This is a genomic window from Streptomyces sp. NPDC031049 (assembly GCF_055571015.1).
On sequence record NZ_JBVIGC010000012.1, the window covers coordinates 193,025 to 213,092 of the forward strand.

General features: G+C 74.3%; 16 protein-coding genes. 13 read left to right on the forward strand and 3 right to left on the reverse strand.

Annotated elements, in window-relative coordinates; all coding sequences use genetic code 11:
• Positions 1-267 precede the first annotated feature (267 nt).
• Positions 268-720, forward strand: coding sequence for a flavodoxin family protein (locus ACZ45Q_RS21610; protein ID WP_468263710.1), 453 nt, complete (start codon positions 268-270; stop codon positions 718-720).
• Between the two features lie 22 nt (positions 721-742).
• Here the strand turns inward: ACZ45Q_RS21610 and ACZ45Q_RS21615 are convergent, their stop codons facing one another.
• From ACZ45Q_RS21615 to ACZ45Q_RS21625, 3 genes are all read right to left on the reverse strand, one after another.
• Positions 743-2,452, reverse strand: a complete 1,710-nt coding sequence (locus tag ACZ45Q_RS21615; protein WP_468263713.1) for a tetratricopeptide repeat protein — start codon at positions 2,450-2,452, stop codon at positions 743-745.
• A 160-nt stretch (positions 2,453-2,612) separates the two neighbouring features.
• Positions 2,613-3,284 (reverse strand): lytic polysaccharide monooxygenase auxiliary activity family 9 protein, encoded by a 672-nt coding sequence (locus tag ACZ45Q_RS21620; RefSeq protein ID WP_468263716.1) that lies wholly within the window; start codon positions 3,282-3,284, stop codon positions 2,613-2,615.
• A gap of 226 nt (positions 3,285-3,510) precedes the next feature.
• The gene (locus ACZ45Q_RS21625; RefSeq protein ID WP_468263719.1) at positions 3,511-5,802 is read right to left on the reverse strand and encodes a DUF1996 domain-containing protein; all 2,292 of its coding nucleotides are present in this window, start codon (positions 5,800-5,802) and stop codon (positions 3,511-3,513) included.
• A 260-nt stretch (positions 5,803-6,062) separates the two neighbouring features.
• On the opposite strand from ACZ45Q_RS21625, the gene ACZ45Q_RS21630 reads away from it, so the two are divergent.
• The 12 genes from ACZ45Q_RS21630 to ACZ45Q_RS21685 all read left to right on the forward strand — a co-directional run bounded on the left by ACZ45Q_RS21630 (position 6,063) and on the right by ACZ45Q_RS21685 (position 20,039).
• Positions 6,063-7,085, forward strand: a complete 1,023-nt coding sequence (locus tag ACZ45Q_RS21630; RefSeq protein ID WP_468263721.1) for a MurR/RpiR family transcriptional regulator — start codon at positions 6,063-6,065, stop codon at positions 7,083-7,085.
• A 104-nt stretch (positions 7,086-7,189) separates the two neighbouring features.
• Complete coding sequence (locus ACZ45Q_RS21635; protein WP_468263724.1) at positions 7,190-7,642, forward strand: hypothetical protein; 453 nt, start codon at positions 7,190-7,192, stop codon at positions 7,640-7,642.
• A 93-nt stretch (positions 7,643-7,735) separates the two neighbouring features.
• The gene (locus ACZ45Q_RS21640; RefSeq protein WP_468263727.1) at positions 7,736-8,533 is read left to right on the forward strand and encodes an SDR family NAD(P)-dependent oxidoreductase; all 798 of its coding nucleotides are present in this window, start codon (positions 7,736-7,738) and stop codon (positions 8,531-8,533) included.
• Between the two features lie 180 nt (positions 8,534-8,713).
• Positions 8,714-9,370, forward strand: coding sequence for a class I SAM-dependent methyltransferase (locus ACZ45Q_RS21645; protein ID WP_468263729.1), 657 nt, complete (start codon positions 8,714-8,716; stop codon positions 9,368-9,370).
• A 116-nt stretch (positions 9,371-9,486) separates the two neighbouring features.
• Entirely contained in the window at positions 9,487-10,602 is a 1,116-nt protein-coding gene (locus ACZ45Q_RS21650; protein ID WP_468263732.1) for a substrate-binding domain-containing protein, read from the forward strand.
• Positions 10,603-10,725: 123 nt separating this feature from the next.
• On the forward strand, positions 10,726-12,054 hold the full coding sequence (locus ACZ45Q_RS21655) for an ABC transporter substrate-binding protein (protein ID WP_468263735.1): 1,329 nt from the start codon (positions 10,726-10,728) through the stop codon (positions 12,052-12,054).
• A gap of 24 nt (positions 12,055-12,078) precedes the next feature.
• Entirely contained in the window at positions 12,079-13,068 is a 990-nt protein-coding gene (locus tag ACZ45Q_RS21660; protein ID WP_468263737.1) for a carbohydrate ABC transporter permease, read from the forward strand.
• Complete coding sequence (locus ACZ45Q_RS21665; RefSeq protein WP_468263740.1) at positions 13,065-13,928, forward strand: carbohydrate ABC transporter permease; 864 nt, start codon at positions 13,065-13,067, stop codon at positions 13,926-13,928. Before ACZ45Q_RS21660 ends, ACZ45Q_RS21665 begins: the two co-directional genes overlap by 4 nt.
• Positions 13,925-14,956, forward strand: a complete 1,032-nt coding sequence (locus ACZ45Q_RS21670) for a hydroxyacid dehydrogenase (RefSeq protein ID WP_468263743.1) — start codon at positions 13,925-13,927, stop codon at positions 14,954-14,956. The genes ACZ45Q_RS21665 and ACZ45Q_RS21670 overlap by 4 nt, the downstream gene beginning before the upstream one ends.
• Positions 14,957-14,961: 5 nt before the next feature.
• Positions 14,962-16,896: a DUF2264 domain-containing protein gene (locus ACZ45Q_RS21675; protein WP_468263921.1), complete on the forward strand. Its 1,935-nt coding sequence runs from the start codon at positions 14,962-14,964 to the stop codon at positions 16,894-16,896.
• A gap of 514 nt (positions 16,897-17,410) precedes the next feature.
• Positions 17,411-17,650, forward strand: coding sequence for a hypothetical protein (locus tag ACZ45Q_RS21680; protein WP_468263746.1), 240 nt, complete (start codon positions 17,411-17,413; stop codon positions 17,648-17,650).
• Positions 17,651-17,759: 109 nt separating this feature from the next.
• On the forward strand, positions 17,760-20,039 hold the full coding sequence (locus tag ACZ45Q_RS21685; protein ID WP_468263749.1) for a catalase: 2,280 nt from the start codon (positions 17,760-17,762) through the stop codon (positions 20,037-20,039).
• The last annotated feature ends 29 nt before the right edge of the window (positions 20,040-20,068 follow it).

The window sequence follows — 20,068 nt, forward strand, 5'->3', positions numbered from 1 at the left end:
CGGGCTCGCTCCTCCGGCGAGGCGGGCAGGACCGGTCAGGCCACGGCCCGGAGCGTGAGGGAGTGCCGGGCACGGCGAACGGTGGCCTCGCGCGCGGTCATCCGCCTCACCTCCTGTCCACGCCGGTCGAACGCCGACCCGGCCAGGCTACAGCCCGCCGGACGCCGGGGGCGCGCCGCCCACGCCGCGGCGGGGAGGGGAACGCCGCCCGCGCCGCCGTCCGGCGGTGCGTTGCGGGCACCGGGTGCCGGGCGGCAGGCTTCGGGGGTGGCTACTTTGCTGATCGTGCATCACACCCCGTCCCCGAACTGCCAGGCGCTGCTCGAGGCGGTGGTGTCCGGGTCGACGGCACCGGAGATCGAAGGGGTACGGGTGGTCCGGCGGGCCGCGCTGGCCGCCACCGTCCCCGACGTGCTGGAGGCCGACGCCCTGCTGCTGGGCACCCCGGCCAACCTCGGCTACATGTCCGGCGCCCTGAAACACTTCTTCGACCAGATCTACTATCCCTGCCTGGACGAGACGCGCGGCCGGCCGTTCGGGTACTACGTGCACGGCGGCAGCGACACCACGGGAGCGGTGCGGGGCATCGAGTCGGTCACGACCGGCCTCGGCTGGCGGCGGGCCGCACCGGCGGTGACGGTCACCGGGGAGCCGGGCAAGGCGGACCTGGAGGCGTGCTGGGAGCTGGGGGCGACGCTGGCGGCCGGGCTGACGGAGTGAGTCCGCACGGCGCGCCGGGCGGTCAGTGGTCCGGGGCGCAGCAGCCGCCCCCGGAGTCGCAGCAGCCGCCTCCGGAGTCACCGCCGCCGGCGGTTTCGAGGCGGCAGAAGCAGGACGCGGAGACGGGGACGTCCGCCAGCGCCGTGGCGAGCCTCAGCTGCTGGGCGACGATCCGGGCCTCCCCCTCCTTGCCCAGGCGGACCAGGCACTCGTGCAGCCCGTGCAGGGACCAGACGTTGCCGGGGTGCTGGAGGGGGCGCGGGAGGGTGTCGTCCAGGCCGAGGTCGGCCCGGTAGACCGCCTCGGCCTCGGCGACCCTGCCCTGCTCGAGCAGCAGGGCGCCGTAGGCGTGCCGGGTGGGCTGCATCCAGCCCCAGGGTTCGTCGTACGGAAGGTTGTCGTCCAGCTCGATCGACCGCTCCAGGGCGGCGAAGGCGGCCTCGTGGTCACCCTTGCGGTACTCCAGTTCGCCGTCGAGCATCGCCGAGGCGACGGCGAGGATGTCGGCGCAGGTGTTGTTGAACAGGGTGCGGCTGCCGGGGACCCGTGCGACCGCCTCCCGGAACAGCAGGCGCTCCCTCTCGGCCTCGTCGGTCCGGCCGGTCGCCGAGAGCGCGACGCCCCGGGCGTAGTGCAGCATCGCGGTCGTCACGCAGTACAGGCGGGTGTCGGCGGGCAGCGGCAGGGCGAGGACGTCCGCCCAGCGGCCGAACCGGATCAGCACGTGCACCCGCATCGCGAGGAACCCCTCCAGCCAGTCGGCCATCGGCGGGCTCTCCACGCGCAGCAGTTCCTCGGGGACGGCGGCCTCCAGCTCGGCCGCGGCGTCCAGGGCGACCCGCGAGCGGCCGAGGAACATGGCCCCGTAGATCTTGAAGTGGTGGTTGTGCGCCCGGTACAGCGTGTAGAAGTTCATCGCCCCGGCCCGGGAGCGGTACTTCTCGTCGGCGGCGATCGCGGCGGTGTTGTCCGACACCACGCGCCGGTAGTCGCCGCACAGCACCTCCAGGTGCGACGGCATGTGCAGCAGATGGCCGGCGTCGGGGACCAGGCCGCGCAGCAGGTCGGCCACCGGCAGGGCGGCCTCGGGGGTGGCCGACATCTCCATCAGGTGGACGTACAGGTGCAGTACGCCCGGGTGCGCCCGCCCGGCGTCGGTGGCCAGCGCCCGGTCGAGGACCGCCTCGGCCTCCAGGGTGCGGGCCCCCTCGGCCGGCCGCCCGGTGCGCAGGTCCCACAGCTGCCAGGGCGTCAGGTTCATCAGGGCGTCGGCGTAGAGGGCCGCGACGTCGAGGTCGTCGGGGGCGAGCCGGTGGACGGCGCGCATGGCGTCGGCGTACGGCTCGTTCCACACCGAGCAGTCCTCCACCGCCCGCGCCATCGGGTAGCGGGCGCGCAGGGCGCCGATCAGGGCACGCTCCAGGGCATCGGCGCCGGCCGCCTTCTCGTGGGCCCGCTCCACGGCGGTGTGGGTGCGGTCGACGGTCCGCGCCAGTTCCCGGTCGTCGAAGGCGTCCCACGGCTTGTTGTAGTTCGGCCCGAGCGCGTAGGCGATGCCCCAGTGCGCCATGGCGCAGTCCGGGTCAGCCGCGACGGCCGCCTCGAAGCAGCGCACGGCCTCCTCGTGATGGAAGGCGTACGTCCACACCAGTCCGCGGTCGAACCACGTCTGCGCCTCCTCCGACGAGGTCGTCACGCGGCGCCGGTGGGTGCCGAGGTCGTAGTAGTCCATGGTCGGCTGTATACCCCGGCGACGCGGTCGCGGCCCCGGCGCGCGGCCGTGGTCCCCGGCGCGCCGTCGTGGTACCGCCGCCGGTCCCGCCGGGCGGGTGACGCCGTCCGGCGGGCCGTGCAGGTGTGCGGGTGTGCGGGGATGGCCGCCGCGGGAGCGGTCAGCGGACGTTCACGTCACTGCACAGGAAGTACGTCTGGTCCATGTGCGAGGCCTGCCAGACGGTGTACACGACGTGCCGGCCGCTGAGACCCGAGGTGCTGACCGGGATCTCGTAGTCCTGGCTCGGGGCGTAGCGGCCGGTACGGGTGACCAGCTCGAGGTCGTCCCAGGTCAGCGGCTCGGTCGCGGGGTCGAAGCCCTGCCGGGTGACGTAGACCAGGAAGTAGTCCGCGCCGTGGCTCGCCTGGTCGTACAGCCGGACGGTGAAGTCGTCGCCTACGTCCGTCGTGTGCCACGGGCCCACGGCGTCCAGGGAGTTGTACCGGCCGCTCTCGGTCCGGCCGCCGCTGCACAGCTGGCCGTCGGGGACGACCGCCTCGAAGTTGCCGCCGGAGCCGTTGCGGTACAGGCCGTTCCAGTTCCACATGGCGTTGGGGTTGTCCTGCCACGCCTGCCAGCACATGGGGTCTTCCTGGGCCATGGCCGGGTTCTGGAAGTCGTCGCCCCAGCGCAGCCAGCAGCCGTAGTTGCGGGACGCCGGGTCGACGACGGAGCCGTGCGCGGAGGCGGTGCCGCTCCCGGGGAGCAGGGAGAGCAGAACGGCGGCGAGGGCGGTCAGGGCGAGTGTCAGACCACGCCGCGCACGCCTGAGGTGCTCATGACAATACATCGTGCCTTCTCTCGGTGGGGTGCCGTGTGCGCCGCTGGAGAAGCGGGCGCGTATGGGAGCGCTCCCAAAGACCAGGTTGCGCCTGGCAAGGCGGACGGACAACGTCCGATCGCGCCACTTCCGGGGCGGGTGTGGCGCGTTCGATACGTGATTCGACGCGGCGACGGCGGGCGGGGGCCCGTGGGGGGCCGCCCCCGCCCGCCGTGGTCCGGGGTGTGTCAGCGCCTCATGCGGAGCGGCGCCTGGTGCGGATCAGGAGCAGGCAGCCGGCGGCCACCAGTACCGCTCCGCCCGCCGCCGGCCAGAGGCCCAGGCCCGCGCCCGTCTCGGCGAGACCGCCCTGGGCCTGCGGGTCGGGTGCCGGGCCGGCCTCGTCGTTCCCGGCCGCGTTCCTCTCGTTCCCGTCGTCGTTCCCGGCCGCGTTCCCGTCGTTCCCGTTCCGTGTGGCGTCCTCGCGCGCATCCTGGGCCGGCGGGGCCGCGGACGTGGTGGCGGCGCGGGGTTCCGGGCCGCCCTGGGCGGGGGCGGTGCCGGCGTCGTCGGGCGACGAGGCCTCGTCCCCGTCCTCCGGCGCGGGAGCCTGCGGTGCGGCGGTCTGCTCGCCGCCGCGGTCCCGGCCGTCCTGGGCACCCCCGTCGGCGTTGCCTCCGTCGTCGCCCGGGTTCTGCTGTGCGCCGCCGTCGTCGGCGTTGCCGTCGTCGGCGTTGCCGTCGTCGGCGTTGCCGTCGTCGGCGTTGCCGTCGTCGGCGTTGCCGTCGTCGGCGTTGCCGTTGCCGTTGCCGTCGTCGCCGGGGTTCTGCCGGCCGCCGTCGCCACCGCCCTTGCCGGCGTCGTCGCCCTGGCCTCCGCCATCGCCGCCGGGGTTGTCCTGGCCCGCGTCGTCGCCTGGGTCGCCCGGTTCGTCCTGGCCGCCCCCGTCGCCGCCGGGCTGCTCCGGCTGCTCGACGTCGTCCGGGCCGCACTGCCGGCCGCCGTTGATGCACTCGACCACCTGGTTCATCAGGTCCTCGTCCATGACGTTGATGAAGTCGTTGTGGTCGGTGATCGGCTTGTGCAGCTGCTCCGGGAAGCCGTCCACGGCGTAGGGGTTGCGCACCTGGCCGTTCTCGACCACCGGGGCCGGCACGTCGTACACCAGGCGGACCTGGAGCTGCGGGATGGCCCGGAAGCCGTCGGGGCAGCTGCCGTCCGGCCGGACGAACGCCACGTGGTCGCGGTGGTTGGCGCTGTCGACGTTCCGTCCGTCCCAGCAGCTCTGGAAGTTCGACGTGCGGACCACCTTGCTGCCCTCGGGGCAGAGCACGTACTTGTCGGTGACCTGACGGTCCTCGAAGCCGGTGCAGCTGAACGAGGTGTTGGCGTTCTTCAGGCCGTTGGTGAAGGCCTTGGCGTCGCCGGTGATGATGCGCAGGAACCTCGGCATCGCGACGACGTCGCCCCGCTTGTTGCCGACGAACTTCAGCTCCGCCTGACTGGCCTTGAGGATCCGGCCGACGTTGCCCTCGGCGCCGCCGCCCAGGTCGTTCGCGTCGAACTCCTGCGTACCGTCCTGGAGCCGGAGCACCGGCCAGTAGTAGGTCGACTTGTCGCCCTGGTTCCGGCACGAGGTGTCGGCGGCGGCCAGGTCCTCGTCGCTGGCGAAGGCGTCGTTGCCCTGGTTGCCGACGTAGTCGTGCGTGTGGTGGGCGCCGTTGTCGACGCCGGGCGCGACGATGATGTTGTCGCTGTTGAAGAGGTTGTTCTCGTTGACCCCGCACTCGGTGACGAAGGAACCCCTGGACCCCTTGTCGCCGTTGGCGGCCAGGCCGTTGGGCAGGTCCCGGGAGTCCGGGCGCACGTCGGCGATGTCGACGAAGTCCTCGGCGACCGGGCCGTTGCCCGCCTGCCCGCCGTTGCCGCCCTGCTGACCGCCGCCGTCGCCCGGCCGGTCCCCGCCGCCCTGCTCCTGCCCGTCTGCCTGCCGGTCACCGGCGCCGTCCTGACCGCCGCCGTCGCTCCCGCCGTCCGCCCGGCCCTCCTGGCCGTCCTGGCCGTCCTGGCCGTCGGACGGTGCGGCCTGCGTGCGCCGCAGCGAGCACTCGGCCAGCGCGTCCAGCCCCTCGGGAGGCTCGCCGACGCGGTCGATCGCGGCGGCGACGCGCTCGATGGTCCCGGCGCGGTCCTCGTGCAGCGGGCCGAGGATGGCCTCCTCGTCCAGCCGGCCGTCGTCCGCCGTGCGCGCCGCCTCCTGCAACTGCCGGTAGGCCGTGGAGATCTGCTCGTCCAGCCGGGCGAGTTCGGTGTCGACCTCCGTCCTGGCCTGCTCCGGCACGCTGGTCAGCCGGGTGCTCAGGTCCGGGCAGTCCACGGTGGCCGCCACTCCGGAACCGCCCAGGGGGACCGCGGGTTTCGGGCCGGGCTCGGTCGCGGAGGCGTACACGTTGGCGGCGACCAGACCGCCGCCACCCAGTATCAGCGCGACCGCCGCAGAGGTCGCGCGCCGTGCGCCGGTCGGGCGTCTGCGCCTGTTGTGTCCCAAGGCGTGCTCCTACGTCGTGACGTACTCGGGCAGAGAAGTGCCCCCGGCTCCATACGCGGCCGGACCGCCGTGCGTTCAAGCGCCCCACGAAGTCTCAGGAATCTCTCACGTCACCGGCGCGGGCCCGGCCGGTTCCGGCGGCGAGACCGTGCTCGGCGTCCCCGACCGCGCCCGCCGTTCTGTAACGTCGGTGACCAGCGCTGCTCTTGGCACGTGCTGACCACGACAGTGACGCCGTCACAGGGAATTCGATGTCCGTGATGAGAAGGTCCGGGCCCGGCGACGCGGAGGAGCACGCCGGCTCCGGGTGCGGCGGCCCGGCACCCGGCGGCACGGAGGGTGACGGCGGGGCGGCGGGGCGGGGCGTGCTCCGGCTGCGGGCGGTCGTCCACGAACGCTGGGAGCGCCTGACCGCGTCCGAGCGTGCCGTCGCCCGGTATCTGGTCGGCGCCCCGGTCCAGCACCTGCTCTTCGCCGGCGCCCAGGAGCTGGGGGCCGCCAGCGGCACCAGCAACGCCACCGTGGTGCGCACGCTCCAGCGCCTGGGATACGCGGGCCTGCCCGCGCTCAAGCGGGAGCTCGCGGCCGGGTCCGCCACGACCGCGGCACCAGGGGCACGGCCCGGGGGCGGCGCCCACGACGGCCGGGACCTGGACGCCGTCCGGGCACGGGACGCGGGCGCCGTCCGTGTACGGGACCTGGACGCCGTCCGGGCGGACGTGCTCGACGAGGCGCGTGAGCGCATCGAGCGGACCGGGCGGCTGACCGGGGCCGAGGTGCTGCGGGCCGCCGTCACGGCGCTCGCGGACGCCGCGGAGATCCATGTCTTCGGGGCCGCGGCATCGGAGCCGGCCGCCCGGCATCTGGCGCTGGCGCTCGGCCGGGCCGGCCGCCGGGCCCGGTTCGCGGGCGCTACCGGCTTCGCCATGGCCGACGACCTGCTGGCGCTGCGCCGGGGCGACGCCGTGGTCGCCTTCCGGCACGGTCGGCCGCCGCACGAGGTGACCGTGCTGGTGGAGAGCGCGCGGACGGTCGGAGCGCGCGTGGTGCTGGTCACCGACGAGCCGGGTGAGCGGTGCGGCGACGGGGCCGACGCCGTGCTGACCGCCCCGCGCAGCCCGACGGGCATCACCTCGGAGGCGCTGACGGCACTCGTCGTGGCGGACATGCTGCTGCTGGCCCTGACGACGCCCGACGGGGCCCGTGCGGTGGACGCCTCCCGCCGGCTCACGGCGCTGTGCGAGCAGTTGCTCCCGCCCGACGGGAACGGGCGCCGGGGCTGAGCCGCGGCCCGCACGGCGTCCGTTTGAGGGCCGCGCCCGGGGAACCCGGGGTCCGTCGCGCACCCGCGCGCACCCCCACACCACGCCGAGCCGAGGGAGCCCCCATGCAACCACTGGCCAAGGGCCTGCTCGCCGGAGCCGCCGGCACCGTCGCCCTGAACATCGCGACCTACGGCGACATGCTGCTGCGCGGCCGGGGATCGAGCGGTACGCCCGCCCAGGTCGTCGACCGGGTCGCGGACCGGACCGGCGTCGAGCTGGGCGACGAGGAGACGAAGCCCCACCGCGAACAGGCCGCCGGAGCGCTCCTCGGCTACGTCACGGGCCTCGGGGTCGGCGCGGTCTACGGGCTGGCGCGACGCGGGGGCGTGTCGCTGCCGGACTGGGCGGCCGGTCCGCTGCTCGGCGCCGCTGCCATGGCGGGCAGCGATCTGCCGGCCACCGCGCTCGGGGTGACCGACCCGGCCGAGTGGGACCGGACGTCCTGGGTCTCGGACGTCGTACCGCATCTGGTGTACGGGTTCACCACCGCGTCGGTGTACCGGGCGCTGCGCTGAGCACGCCCGCGCGTCCGTGCACGCGCGCGCCCTGGCACTCGGGCGCCCGGGGCGCGGACGGTTGACCCGGGCACGGGTGGTTACTCCCTCCCCATGGACGGCAACAGGCCCCTCGCCCTGGTGACCGGGGCGTCCAGCGGCATCGGACACGAACTCGCCCGGCAGTTCGCGGAGCACGGCTTCGACCTGCTGATCAACGCCGAGGACGACCGGCTGGAGCACGCGGCCGAGCGGTTGCGGGAGACCGGCGCGCAGGTCCGCGCCGTGCGCGCCGACCTCCGCGACCCCGCGGGCGTCGACCTGCTGGTCGCCGCCACGACCGGGCTCACCGTGGACGTGGCGGCGCTCAACGCCGGGGTGGGGCGGGGCGGCGCCTTCGTGGACACCGACCCGGCCGACGACCAGTCCGTCATCGACCTCAACGTCACGTCGACGGTGCGGCTCGCCAAGCCTCTGCTGCGCGACATGGTGGCGCGCGGCGTGGGGCGGCTGGTGTTCACCTCCTCCGTCGCCGCCACGATGCCGGGCGCCTTCCAGGCGGTCTACAACGCCTCGAAGTCCTTCGTGCAGTCCTTCGCGCAGGCGTTGCAGGAGGAGGTCGAGAACACCGGCGTCACCGTCACGTCCTTCATGCCGGGCCCGACGGACACCGACTTCTTCCGGCGGGCCGGCATGGACGACACCCGGATCGGCACCATGGACAAGGACGACCCCGCGCAGGTCGCCCGGCAGGCGTTCGAGGCGGTCATGAAGGGCCGCAGGAAGCTGGTCACCGGCTCGGCGAAGACCAAGGCGCAGGGGGTGGCCGAGCGGGTGCTGCCGGACCGGGTCAAGGCCGCCGCCCACCGCAGGATGGCGGAGCCGGGCACGGCACCGGACGGCGACGGCTGACCCTCGGTCCACGGTTGCCGACGGTCCCTTCTCCCGGGCCCGGCCCGTAGATCCGCCGCGCCCGCGACCCGGGCTCGGCCCCGCAGCCCGCCCGGCGCGCCCTTGTCCCGGGCACGGCCCCGGTGGAACGATGCCCGGCACCGACCCCGGCCTCGATCCACCCCCTACGGAGGGACCGCCGTGACCGACGACCAGCAGCGCGCGCAGGCCGCCGCCGTGTTCGACGCGCTGGGCACCGCCTACGAGAAGGCGTTCGCGGGTTCGCCGGCGCACCGGCGCTCGCTGGAGTGGCTGCTCGGGCGGCTCGCGCCGGGCAGCCGGGTGCTGGACGTGGGCAGCGGGACCGGGCGGCCCACCGCCGAGACGCTCGCCGCGGCCGGTCACGAGGTGCTGGGCATCGATGTCTCCCCCGTCATGGTCGAGCTGGCGGCCCGGCAGGTGCCGGACGCCTCCTTCCGCTGCGCCGACATCCGTGACGAACCGCTCGCCGACGGCTCGTTCGACGCGGTCTGCGTGTACTTCTCGCTGCTCCAGATGTCCCGCGCCGAACAGGCCGGCGTGGTGGGGCGGCTGGTCCGGGCCCTGACCCCGGCCGGCCATCTGGTCCTCGCCACCGTGCCGCTGGACCTGGAGGACGTCGAGGGCGTCTTCATGGGCCAGCCGGTCCGGGTGACCAGCTTCGACGCCGAGGCCCTGACCGCCGTGGCCGAAAGGTCGGGCCTGGAGGTGCTGGACCGGCACGAGCTGCTGTTCACCCCCGCCCACCCCGACGCGGTGCCGGAGCCGCATCTCTTCCTGCACTGCCGAAGGCGGCCCGCCGCTCCCCGGACGGAGTGACCCCGGCCCGCGGCCCCCTCCCCCGGCCCCGACCCGTCCGGCACGGACGAGCGGCAGGACGATCGCTATGATGACGCCGATCGTTCAAACGAACATTCACGGGGCGGGGAGGCTCGATGCGGGAGCCGGTCGATCTCAGGCGGCAGCGGATACTGGCCGCGGTGCAGGCGCGCGGCACCGCGCGGGTGCGTGACCTCGCGGAGGAGTTGCAGGTCTCGGTGGTGACCGTGCGCCGGGACGTGGAGGAGCTGACCCGCGAGGGCATGCTGCGCCGCGGCCACGGCGTCGTCCGCTCGACGCTGCCGGCCGAGGAGGTGCCGGCCCCTGCGCCGGCCGCGGCCGGCGACCGGGTCGCCGTGGTGGTCCCGGTGCGGCACTCGTATCTGACCGAGACCCTGCACGGCGCCCGCACGGCGCTGGAGGAGGCCGGTCTGCGCATCGCGCTGCACCTGGCGCCGCAGGCGCCCGGCGCCGAGCTGCCCCTGGTGGAGCGGGCCGTCGCGGACGGGGCGCGCGGACTGCTGCTCGCCCCGCGCTGGCGCAGCCCCGCCGACGAGGAGGCCGACCACGGCTGGCTGACCGGGCTGGAGGTGCCGACGGTGCTGATGGAGCGCAGGCCGCGGCGCGGCAGCACCCCGCACGCCCTGGACTCGGTGTGCTCGGACCACTGGTACGGCGCCCACCTGGCCGTGGAACACCTGGTGGGCCTCGGACATCGGCGCCTGGTGTTCGCCACCCGGGACGACAGCCCCACCGCGCGCTCGCTGCGCGCCGCCTTCGCCGAGATCGCCGAGGACCATCCGCTGGTGGAGCGGTGGGCCTGGGCGCTCAGCGCGCCGGAGGCCGGCGCCGGGGGCCCGTACACGCCGGACGAGACCGCTCCGCTGCCGGAGCTGCTGCGCAAGGTCGGCGCGACCGCGCTGGTGCTGCACGGCGACGCGGACGCCCTGGTGATCGTCCAGCGGCTGGCGGAGGAGGGCGTGCGGGTGCCGCGGGACTGTTCGGTCGTGGCGTACGACGACGTGGTGGCCGGGCTCGGGACGCCGCCGCTGACCGCCGTGTCCCCGCCGAAGGGCGAGGTCGGGCGGGTGGCCGCGGAGCTGCTGCTGCACCGGCTGCGCGGCGGGGCGGGGAGCAGGTCCGTGCGCCGGGTGGAGCTGCTGCCCCGGCTCATGGTGCGCGGCTCGACGGACCGGCCGGCCATGGACCCGGTCGGCGGCCCCACCCAATGAGCGTTTGAGCGTTTCATTTTCTTCTGATCGGTCTATTGACCGCTTGCGTCGGGGCGTTCAGGATTCCCGTGTCCCGAACAGTCGTGTCGCGGACGGCGACACGCAGGAGCCGCGGGAGGCGCCATGCCCGGTCGACGCAGCCGTCGATCCGTGCTCGCCGCGATGGCCGCCGTACCGCTGACAGGAGCCGTGAGCGCCTGCAGCGCGGAGAGCGACCGGTCGCGGAGAGCGAGCAGCACCACGCGCATCACGTTCTGGTCCGCCCTGCGCGGCAGCCAGGAGGTGGTCGACGCGTTCAACCGCACGCACGACCGCATCCAGGTCGACTTCCAGCAGATCCCCTCCGGCGGGCAGGGCGGCTACGCCAAGCTCAGCAACGCCGCCCGGGCCGGCAACGCCCCCGACGTCGCCACGATCGAGTACCCGCAGGTCCCCGGGTACGCGATCGACGGCGTGGCCCGGGACATCACCGATCTGGTCCCCGACGGCCTGCGGCGCAGGCTGCTGCCGCAGGCGCTCGCGCTGACCACCTTCGAGGGCCGGACGTTCAGCGTGCCCCTGGACGTCGAGCCGATGGTGATGCACTACCGGGCCGACCTGTTCGAGCGCTACGGACTGACCGTGCCGCGCACCTGGGAGGAGTTCGCCGAGCAGGCGCGCACCGTCCGCCGCAAGTCGCCCAGCCGGCGGCTGGTGCTGTTCCCCACCGACGGCATGACCCAGTTCGCGGCGTACGCCTGGCAGGCCGGCGCCCGGTGGTTCGACACCTCCCGCGGCGCCTGGAACGTCTCCCTCGCCGACGCGCCGTCGCGGAAGGTGGCCGGCTACTGGCAGCGGCTGATCGACCGGGACGACGTCTTCATGAACGCCGTGGAGAGCCGCCAGGCCGACGCGCAGATCGGCAACGGACTGGTGCTCACCCGGCTGACCGGCGCCTGGGACGCCGGCGCCCAGATGAACGCCCGGCCCGGGCAGAAGGGCCTGTGGCGGATCGCCCCGCTGCCCCGGTGGGACACCGGCCGCCCGGCCGTCGGCACCCACGGCGGCTCCACCTTCGCCGTCACCGCGGACAGCCGCCACCCGGAGGCCGCCATGGAGTTCATCGCCTGGCAGGTCTCCCACCCCGACGCCCTGCGCGCCCGGCTGTCCAGCGGCACCAGCAGCCAGTACCCGGCCGCGCCCGGACTGGTCCCCGTCGGACGGGAGGCGTTCGACCGGTCGTACTACGGCGGGCAGGACATCTACGCCCTGTTCGAGCAGGAGGCCGAGAAGATCGGCGAGGGCTGGTTGTGGGGTCCCCGGATGAGCGCCACCCAGAAGGTCATGCAGGACTCCTTCGCCCGGGTGAGCGGCGGCCAGGGCACCCTCGTCGACTCCCTGCGCACGGCCCAGGAGGGCACCATGCCCGACCTCAGGGCGCTCGGCCTGTCCACCACCCAGCACAGCACCTGAGCCGTCGAGAGGCAGGTGACACCCATGACCGCGACCACCCACCGGCGGGTGCCGGCCGGCGCGCCACGCGCCACCGCCCCGCCGCCGTCCGCCGCGGGCCCGCGCGCCCGCAGAGCCGCCCGGCGCCGTCAGCTGACCGCCTGCGGCGTGCTCATGACGCCGTTCTTCGCCCTGCTGCTCACCGTCTTCCTGATCCCCGTCGGCACCGCCGCCTACCTCAGCTTCTTCAGCGACGACCAGCCCGGGCTCGGCTTCGGTCCCGAGCGCACCGTCTTCGTCGGCCTGCGCTCCTACGCCGCCGTACTCGGCGACCCGACCTTCCTCGGCGGGCTCGGCACCGTCGCCCTGTACTGCCTGATCTACCTCCCGCTCATGGTCGGCGGTGCGCTCGGCCTCGCGCTGCTGCTGGACTCCGGCATGGTCCGGCTGCGCGCCTTCGCCCAGCTCGGCCTCTTCCTGCCGCACGCGGTCCCCGGCATCATCGCGGCCCTGATCTGGCTGTACCTGTACACGCCCGGCATCAGCCCGGTGATCGACCTGTTCGCCCGCGCCGACATCACCGTGGACTTCCTCGGCGTGCACACGGTGATCCCGTCCATCGTGAACATCGCCCTGTGGAGCAACCTCGGCTACAACATGGTGATCTTCTACGCGGCCCTTCAGGCCGTGCCCCGCGAGGTGATCGAGGCCTCCGTGGTGGACGGGGCGGGCCCGGTGCGCACGGCGCTCCAGGTCAAGACGCCGCTGGTGCGCGCCTCCGTCGTCATGGTGGCGATCTTCACGCTGATCTGGGCGTTGCAGCTGTTCACCGAGCCGATGCTGCTCAGCCAGTCCTCCCCGATGATCAACTCCAGGTTCTCGCCGAGCATGTACATCTACGACGCGGCGTTCACCCGCAACAACTACAGCCTCGCGGCGGCGGCCTCGGTCGTGCTGCTGGTGTGCACCATCGCCCTGTCCTACGGGGTGACCCGCTTCACCAGCCGTGTCGACATCGCCGAGGAGGCCCGATGAGCGCCATCGGCGGCACCCCCTCGCGGCCCGGTCTGCTGGGCCGCGCGACGGTCAACACGGTCGTCGCGGTCTTCGTCCTGTACACCCTGCTGCCCGTGGTGTGGCTGGTGCTCGCCGCCGGCAAGAACCGCGACGCCCTGTTCCGCAGCGACCTGCTGTCCCTGGGCGACTTCTCCCTCCTGCGCAACCTCCAGGACCTGTTCGCGATGGACGGCGGGCTGTACGGCCGCTGGTACGTCAACAGCCTGCTGTACGCGGTGCTCGGCGCCGCGGCCGGGGCGCTGCTCAGCGTCGCCTGCGGCTACGCCTTCGACAAGTACCGCTTCCGGCACAAGGAGAAGCTGTTCGGACTGGTGCTGGCGGCCGTGATGGTCCCGCAGACCGTCCTGGCGCTGCCGCTGTACCTGATGGCCTCCGAGGCCGGCCTGGTCAACACGTTCTGGGCGGTGTTCGTCCCGGTGCTGTTCAACCCGTTCGGCGTCTACCTCGGGCGGATCTTCGCCCGCGGCTACGTCCCCGACGAGGTGCTGGAGGCGGCGCGGGTGGACGGCGCGGGAGAGCTGACCACGTATGTGCGCGTGGCACTCAGGATGCTCGGCCCCGGGCTGGTCACCGTGTTCCTGTTCCAGCTGACCGCCATCTGGAACAACTTCTTCCTGCCCATGGTGATGCTCTCCGACCAGGACCTGTATCCGGTCAGCCTCGGCCTGTACCAGTGGAACAGCGCCGCGTCGGTGTCGCCGGAGTACTACCCCGTGGTCATCACGGGCTCCCTGGTCGCCGTCGTCCCCCTCATCCTCGCCTTCGTCCTGCTCCAGCGCTTCTGGCGCAGTGGACTGACCGCCGGAGCCGTCAAGTGACCCCGAACGCCCCCGGTCCCGGCTTCCGCCCACGGGCGGCCGTGGCCATGTCCCGGGACGCCGCCGAGGCCGTCCTGGACCCCGAGACGCTCAGCGCCTTCCGCACCGTCTGCGACCTCGCCCCGCCTCCCGTGCTGGACGACCTGACCACCCCGCGGGCCCGCACCGTGCTCGCCGGCGCCGACCTGCTGATCACCGGCTGGGGCTGCCCGCCGCTGGACGCACGGGTGCTGCGGTCGGCGCCCCGGCTGCGGGCGGTGGTGCACACCGCGGGCAGCGTCCGCGGGCACGTCACCGACGCCTGCTGGGAGCGCGGCCTCGAGGTGTCCTCCTCCGCCGCCGCCAACGCCGTACCGGTCGCGGAGTACACGCTCGGCATGATCCTGCTCACCGGCAAGCGGGTCCTGGAGCGGGCCCGCGACTACCGCGCGTCCAAGGCGCGCGGCAACTGGCTGCGCACCCCCCGCACCGAGGGCAACTACCGGCGCACCGTCGGCATCCTGTCGGCGTCGCTGATCGGCCGCCGGGTGATCGAACTGCTGCGCCCGCACGACGTCGAGGTGCTGCTGCACGACCCGTACGTCGACGCGGCGGACGCCGCCGCCCTCGGCGTCGAGCGGGTGACGCTGCCGGAGCTGTTCGCACGCTGCGACACCGTCAGCGTGCACACCCCGCTGCTGCCCGAGACCCGAGGCCTGGTCGGCCGGGACCTGATCGGGGCGATGCGGCCCGACGCGGTGCTGATCAACACCTCGCGGGGCGCGGTCGTGGACCAGGAGGCGCTGACCGGGGCCGTGCTGGCGGGCCGCATCCGGGCGGTCCTCGACGTCACCGACCCCGAGGTGCTGCCGCCGGACCACCCGCTGTGGGAGTGCGACAACGCCCTGATCACCCCGCATCTGGCCGGGTCCCAGGGCAACGAGTGGCGCCGCCTGGCCGACCTGGCCCTCGCCGAGACCGCCCGCTGGGCGTCCGGCGCCGGCTTCCTCCATCCCGTACGACGCGAAAGGCTGGCCTTCCTCGCATGAGCGGCATGAGCATCCCGTTCGACCTGCCCGCCGAGGACCGCGCGGCGAGTCCGTACACCGGTTTCTGCCGGGCCCACTGGGAGGCGGTGGCCGACGGGCTGCTGACCGCCGCCTGGCGGTGGAGCACCCCCGGCTGCGCACTGCTGGACCTGCCCGGGCGGCCGTCCCGGTCGGGCGTGCGCTCCGACGGACTGGAGGGCTTTGCGCGGACGTTTCTCGCGGCGGCCTTCCGGATCGCGGGCGCCGGCGGCGCCGATCCGCACGGGCTGCTGGAGCGCTACGCCCGCGGCCTCGCCTCGGGCACCCGCTCTCCCGGCCGCGACGACACCGAGTCCTGGCCGCTGATCCTCGACCACCACGTGCAGGGCCAGCCGATGGTGGAGTCCGCGTCGGTCGCCCTCGGGCTCCGGCTCACCGCTCCGTGGCTGTGGAAGCACCTCGACGCGCCGGTGCAGGACCGGGCGGAGGAATGGCTGCGCGGCGCGCTGCGGCACACGCCCGCGCCGAACAACTGGTACCTGTTCCCGTACACGGTCGCCGGGTTCCTGGAGTCGGTGGGCCGCGGCGACACCGAGACGGCGGCGGCCCGGCAGCGGGCGTTGGAGCTGATGGAGGGCTGGTACCGCGGCGAGGGCTGGTACGCGGACGGCGACGGACGCGCCTTCGACCACTACAACGGCTGGGCGCTGCACCTGTATCCGGTGCTGGACGCCCATCTCGCCGGCGACACCGGCGCCCTGGCCCGGTACGGCGGGCGGCTGCGCGCCCATCTGGACGGTTTCGGCCTGATGTTCGGCGCCGACGGGGCGCCGCTGCACTTCGGCCGGTCGCTGGCCTACCGCTTCGCCGCGTCCGCCGCGGTGAGCCTGGGCGCGCTGACCGGGCACACCCCGCTGACGCCGGGTGCCTCCCGCCGCCTGGCCAGCGGCAGCCTGCGGTACTTCCTGGACCGGGGGGCGCTGACCGGGGACGGGCTGCTGAGCCCGGGCTGGCACGGGCCGCACCCGGCCACCCTCCAGTCGTACTCCGGGCCGGCCTCCCCGTACTGGGCGTCGAAGGCGTTCGTGTCCCTGCTGGCGCCCGCGGACCACCCGCTGTGGACGGCCGTGGAGGAACCCGCGCCGGTGGAGGAGGCCGACCGGGTGCTGGCGCTGCCCGTGCCGGGGCTGCTGGCGCAGGCGACGCGCGAGGACGGGATCGTACGGCTGCACAACCACGGCAGCGACCATGTGCGTCCCCACGAGGGGGAGTCGGCCGACGAGGACGACCCGCACTACGGGCGTCAGGCGTACTCGACGCGGACCGGCCCGACGGCCGTCGGCAACGTGGCGGACAACCGGCTGTCGGTGGACGTGGCCGGGCGGTCCGGCGTCCGGCGCCGCATCCACCCGCTCGGGGCGGGGCACGGCGACGGCTGGGGCTGGGCGGCGTCCTGGCACCGGCCGGTGTTCGCGGGCGGCCCGCCGATGGTCCCGGGGCTGCGGGTGGAGAGCGTGACGGTGGCGCGGGGCGTGTACGAGCTGCGCGTGCACCGGGTGACGGGGGCACCGGCCGGTGCCCGGGTCACGCAGACCGGCTGGGCCACCGGCCCCGACGAGCCGCTGGTCTCCGCGCTGTGCGGGCTGCACGGCTGGGAGGGCGGCCCCGAGCCGGTGCGCGCCCCGCAGGGCACCGCCTACACGCGCTGGGCGCGGGTGCCCCGGCTCACGGGCCGGGCGGGCGGCACCTCCCTGCACGTGAGCCTGGCCGTCCTCACCGCCGCGCCGGGGCCGGGCCCGCTGCCGGACGCCGTCGCCTCGGTGACGGCCGGGGACACGGGCACGGAAGTGGTCTGGGCGGACGGCGCCCGCACCCGGGTGGTGTTCGGCGACGGGGTGCGCGTGACCCACGAGGGCGACGGGGCGCCCGGCGGCGGAGGGCGGCCGGGCGGCCGGTCCTAGGAACCGCCGCGCAGCAGGGCGCAGACCAGGCCCTCCTGGAGGGCGCGACATCCGGCGCGTCGGTCCGGGGGGTCTCGTCGATCTGTGTGGTGGCGGAGAACGTCAGCGAGCGGCGGCCGTCCGGTGTGGCGGCCGCCGGTTGCGTGCAGCCGGGGAGTCGCCGGTGTGGCCGAGGACGACACCGCACCGGGTGGTGTGGCGGAAGACGCCCGGGCCGGCGGAGTCGCGGCCGGGCCCCGCGGGCTGAGAGGCGCCGGGCACTCACTGCCGCTGCGCGCGCAGGACCTTGCCGCCGAACAGCGCGCCCCGATCGCCTCCGCCATCAGGGCGACGGCGATGTTGTCGGACAGCGTGCGCGGCGCGAGGGGCGGTCCCGCGCTGCTGCTGCATACGGCGCAAGGCGGTGCCCGCGTGCGAGGGCGGCGCGGTTCCCCCGCCCGCCCCGGTCCGGTCGCGGTGCCCGCCCCGGCCCCCGAGGCTGATGACGCACGGGTCACGAGGAACTGGAGCTGCCATGAACAAGTCGTCGTGCGCGTTGACCGCCGCCCTGGCCGTCGCGGTGGTCCTCCCCGCCCCGGCGGCGGACGCCGCGCCCGCCCCGGTGAGCCGGGCCGCCCATGCGCCGGCGGACGTGACCGCGCTGGAGTGCGTCCGGGGCGGCGGCATGATCATCGTCACGGCGGACGGCCAGGGCTCCGGAGGGTTCAGCAAGCGCTGCCAGGGCGGCACCCACGACGGCGAGACGATCGTCTGACGCTCCCGCTCCCCCAGACCTCGCGCCGACGCCCGCTTGACCCGACCCACATGGGTACTCGCGCCGCGATCGGCAGACCGACACGGCCGGAACCGGAGGAAGTAGACGCATGAGCGAGGCCAACCCCCTGAAGCGGGCAGCCGACAAGGTCAGCGAGACCCTGCGGGGCGACGGCGCGGGACCGGCGGAGGGGATCCCCGGCAAGCCGGCCGCCGAGTCGCCCCCGTTCGCCGAACCCGTCGAGCCGCGCGAGCCGCTGCCCCCGAAGCCGGACCAGAGCGGACCGGACACGGTGTCCCCCACCGGGCAGCCGACCGGCGCCGACCAGGCACGGATGGCGCAGGCCGGGGCCTATCTGACCAACGCCCAGGGCACCCGGCTGTACGACAGCGACCACTCGCTCAAGGCCGGGCCGCGCGGTCCGGTGCTGTTGCAGGACCACCACCTGCGCGAGAAGGTCATGCACTTCGACCACGAGCGCATCCCGGAGCGCGTGGTGCACGCCCGCGGCGCGGCGGCGCACGGCGTCTTCCAGAGCTACGGCACGGCGGCCTCCGTCACCAAGGCGGAGTTCCTCCAGAAGGACGTCGAGACACCGGTGTTCGTGCGGTTCTCCACGGTGGTCGGCTCGCGCGGGTCCGCGGACACGGTCCGGGACACCCGCGGCTTCGCGACGAAGTTCTACACCAGCGAGGGCGTCTTCGACCTGGTCGGCAACAACATCCCGGTCTTCTTCATCCAGGACGCCATCAAGTTCCCGGACATCATCCACGCCGTCAAGCCGCAGCCGGACCGGGAGATCCCGCAGGCGCAGAGCGCCCACGACACCTTCTGGGACTTCGTCAGCCTGCACACCGAGGCCACCCACCACACCCTGTGGCACATCTCCGACCGGGGCATCCCGCGCTCCTACCGGACGATGGAGGGCTTCGGCGTGCACACGTTCCGTCTGGTCGCCGCCGACGGCAGCACCACGCTGGTGAAGTTCCACTGGAAGCCGAAGCTGGGCGTGCACTCCCTGACCTGGGAGGAGGCGCAGATCGCGAGCGGAGTGGACCCGGACTTCCACCGCCGGGACCTCGCCGACGCCATCGAGGCGGGCGCCTACCCGCAGTGGGAGCTGGGCATCCAGACCTTCCCCGACACCCCGGACCAGACCTTCGAGGGCATCGACCTGCTGGACTCCACCAACCTCGTGCCGGAGGAACTGGCGCCGGTGCAGCCGGTCGGGCTCCTCACGCTCGACCGGAACCCGTCGAACTTCTTCGCCGAGACCGAGCAGGTCGCCTTCCACGTCGGCCATCTCGTCCCCGGCATCGACATCACCGACGACCCGCTGCTCGCCGGGCGGCTGTTCTCCTACCTGGACACCCAGATCACCCGGCTGGGCGGGCCGAACTTCCCGCAGCTGCCCGTCAACCGGCCGCAGGCGCCGGTCAACGACATGCTCCGGGACGGCATGCACCAGACGGCCGTGCACCGGGGCGTCGCCCCCTACCGGCCCAACTCCCTGGACGGCGGCTGCCCGTTCCTGGCGGGTCCCGAGGCCGCGGCGTACGTCGAGGCGCCGGTGCGGGTGCCGGAGGCGACGAAGGTGCGCGAGGCGCCCGAGTCGTTCGCGGACCACTTCAGCCAGCCGCGCCGGTTCTGGCTGAGCATGAGCCCGGTGGAGCGGGAGCACATCGTGGGCGCCTACACCTTCGAACTGGGCAAGTGCTACGAGCAGGCGGTCAAGGAGCGGGCGCTTCAGGTGCTCGCCAACATCGACCCCGAGCTGTGCGAGCAGGTCGCCCAGGGGCTCGGGCTGCCGGCACCGAAGCCCACCGTGCCCCTGGCCGACGTCGAGCCCAGCCCGGCGCTGTCGCAGGTCGGGCGCACCTGGCCGACCGACGGGCGGATCATCGGCATCCTGACCGGCGGGGACGGCGACCTGGACGGGGTGCGAGCGGTGCGGGAGGCCGTGCTCAACGCCGGGATGGTCCCGCTGATCATCGCGCCGACCGGCGGCACCATCGGCTCGGGCGAGGACACGCTGACCGTGCAGCGCACCTATGTGACCGCGCGTTCCGTGGAGTTCGACGCCGTGCTGCTGGCCGGGACGCCGGGGGTGGGCAGCGACGCGTACACCGCGCGGGACGTCAAGTCCGACCCGGCGCCGGCCCGGCCGACGACCACGGACCCGCGGGTCGGGCTGCTGCTGTCGGAGGCGTTCCGGCACGGCAAGGCCATCGGTGCCTGGGCGGACGGCGAGGTGGCCCTGGAGGCGGCCGGGGTCCCCGCGGACGCGGCGGGCGTGGTCGTGGGCGACTCCGCCACCGCGACCCTGGAGCAGGTCACCGAGCTGCTGAAGAGCCACCGGGTGTGGGAGCGGTTCACCACGCAGGTGTGAGCGGCGGACGGGGGCTGCCCGGCGCGCGC

Bases quoted from the DNA above. Each gene is read 5' to 3' on its own strand.
- ACZ45Q_RS21615 (WP_468263713.1), bottom strand. From the start codon at position 2,452: ATGGACTACTACGACCTCGGCACCCACCGGCGCCGCGTGACGACCTCG.
- ACZ45Q_RS21635 (WP_468263724.1), top strand. From the start codon at position 7,190: ATGCAACCACTGGCCAAGGGCCTGCTCGCCGGAGCCGCCGGCACCGTC.
- ACZ45Q_RS21620 (WP_468263716.1), bottom strand. From the start codon at position 3,284: ATGTATTGTCATGAGCACCTCAGGCGTGCGCGGCGTGGTCTGACACTC.
- ACZ45Q_RS21675 (WP_468263921.1), top strand. From the start codon at position 14,962: ATGAGCATCCCGTTCGACCTGCCCGCCGAGGACCGCGCGGCGAGTCCG.
- ACZ45Q_RS21650 (WP_468263732.1), top strand. From the start codon at position 9,487: ATGCGGGAGCCGGTCGATCTCAGGCGGCAGCGGATACTGGCCGCGGTG.
- ACZ45Q_RS21685 (WP_468263749.1), top strand. From the start codon at position 17,760: ATGAGCGAGGCCAACCCCCTGAAGCGGGCAGCCGACAAGGTCAGCGAG.
- ACZ45Q_RS21655 (WP_468263735.1), top strand. From the start codon at position 10,726: ATGCCCGGTCGACGCAGCCGTCGATCCGTGCTCGCCGCGATGGCCGCC.
- ACZ45Q_RS21680 (WP_468263746.1), top strand. From the start codon at position 17,411: ATGAACAAGTCGTCGTGCGCGTTGACCGCCGCCCTGGCCGTCGCGGTG.
- ACZ45Q_RS21660 (WP_468263737.1), top strand. From the start codon at position 12,079: ATGACCGCGACCACCCACCGGCGGGTGCCGGCCGGCGCGCCACGCGCC.
- ACZ45Q_RS21630 (WP_468263721.1), top strand. From the start codon at position 6,063: ATGAGAAGGTCCGGGCCCGGCGACGCGGAGGAGCACGCCGGCTCCGGG.
- ACZ45Q_RS21665 (WP_468263740.1), top strand. From the start codon at position 13,065: ATGAGCGCCATCGGCGGCACCCCCTCGCGGCCCGGTCTGCTGGGCCGC.
- ACZ45Q_RS21640 (WP_468263727.1), top strand. From the start codon at position 7,736: ATGGACGGCAACAGGCCCCTCGCCCTGGTGACCGGGGCGTCCAGCGGC.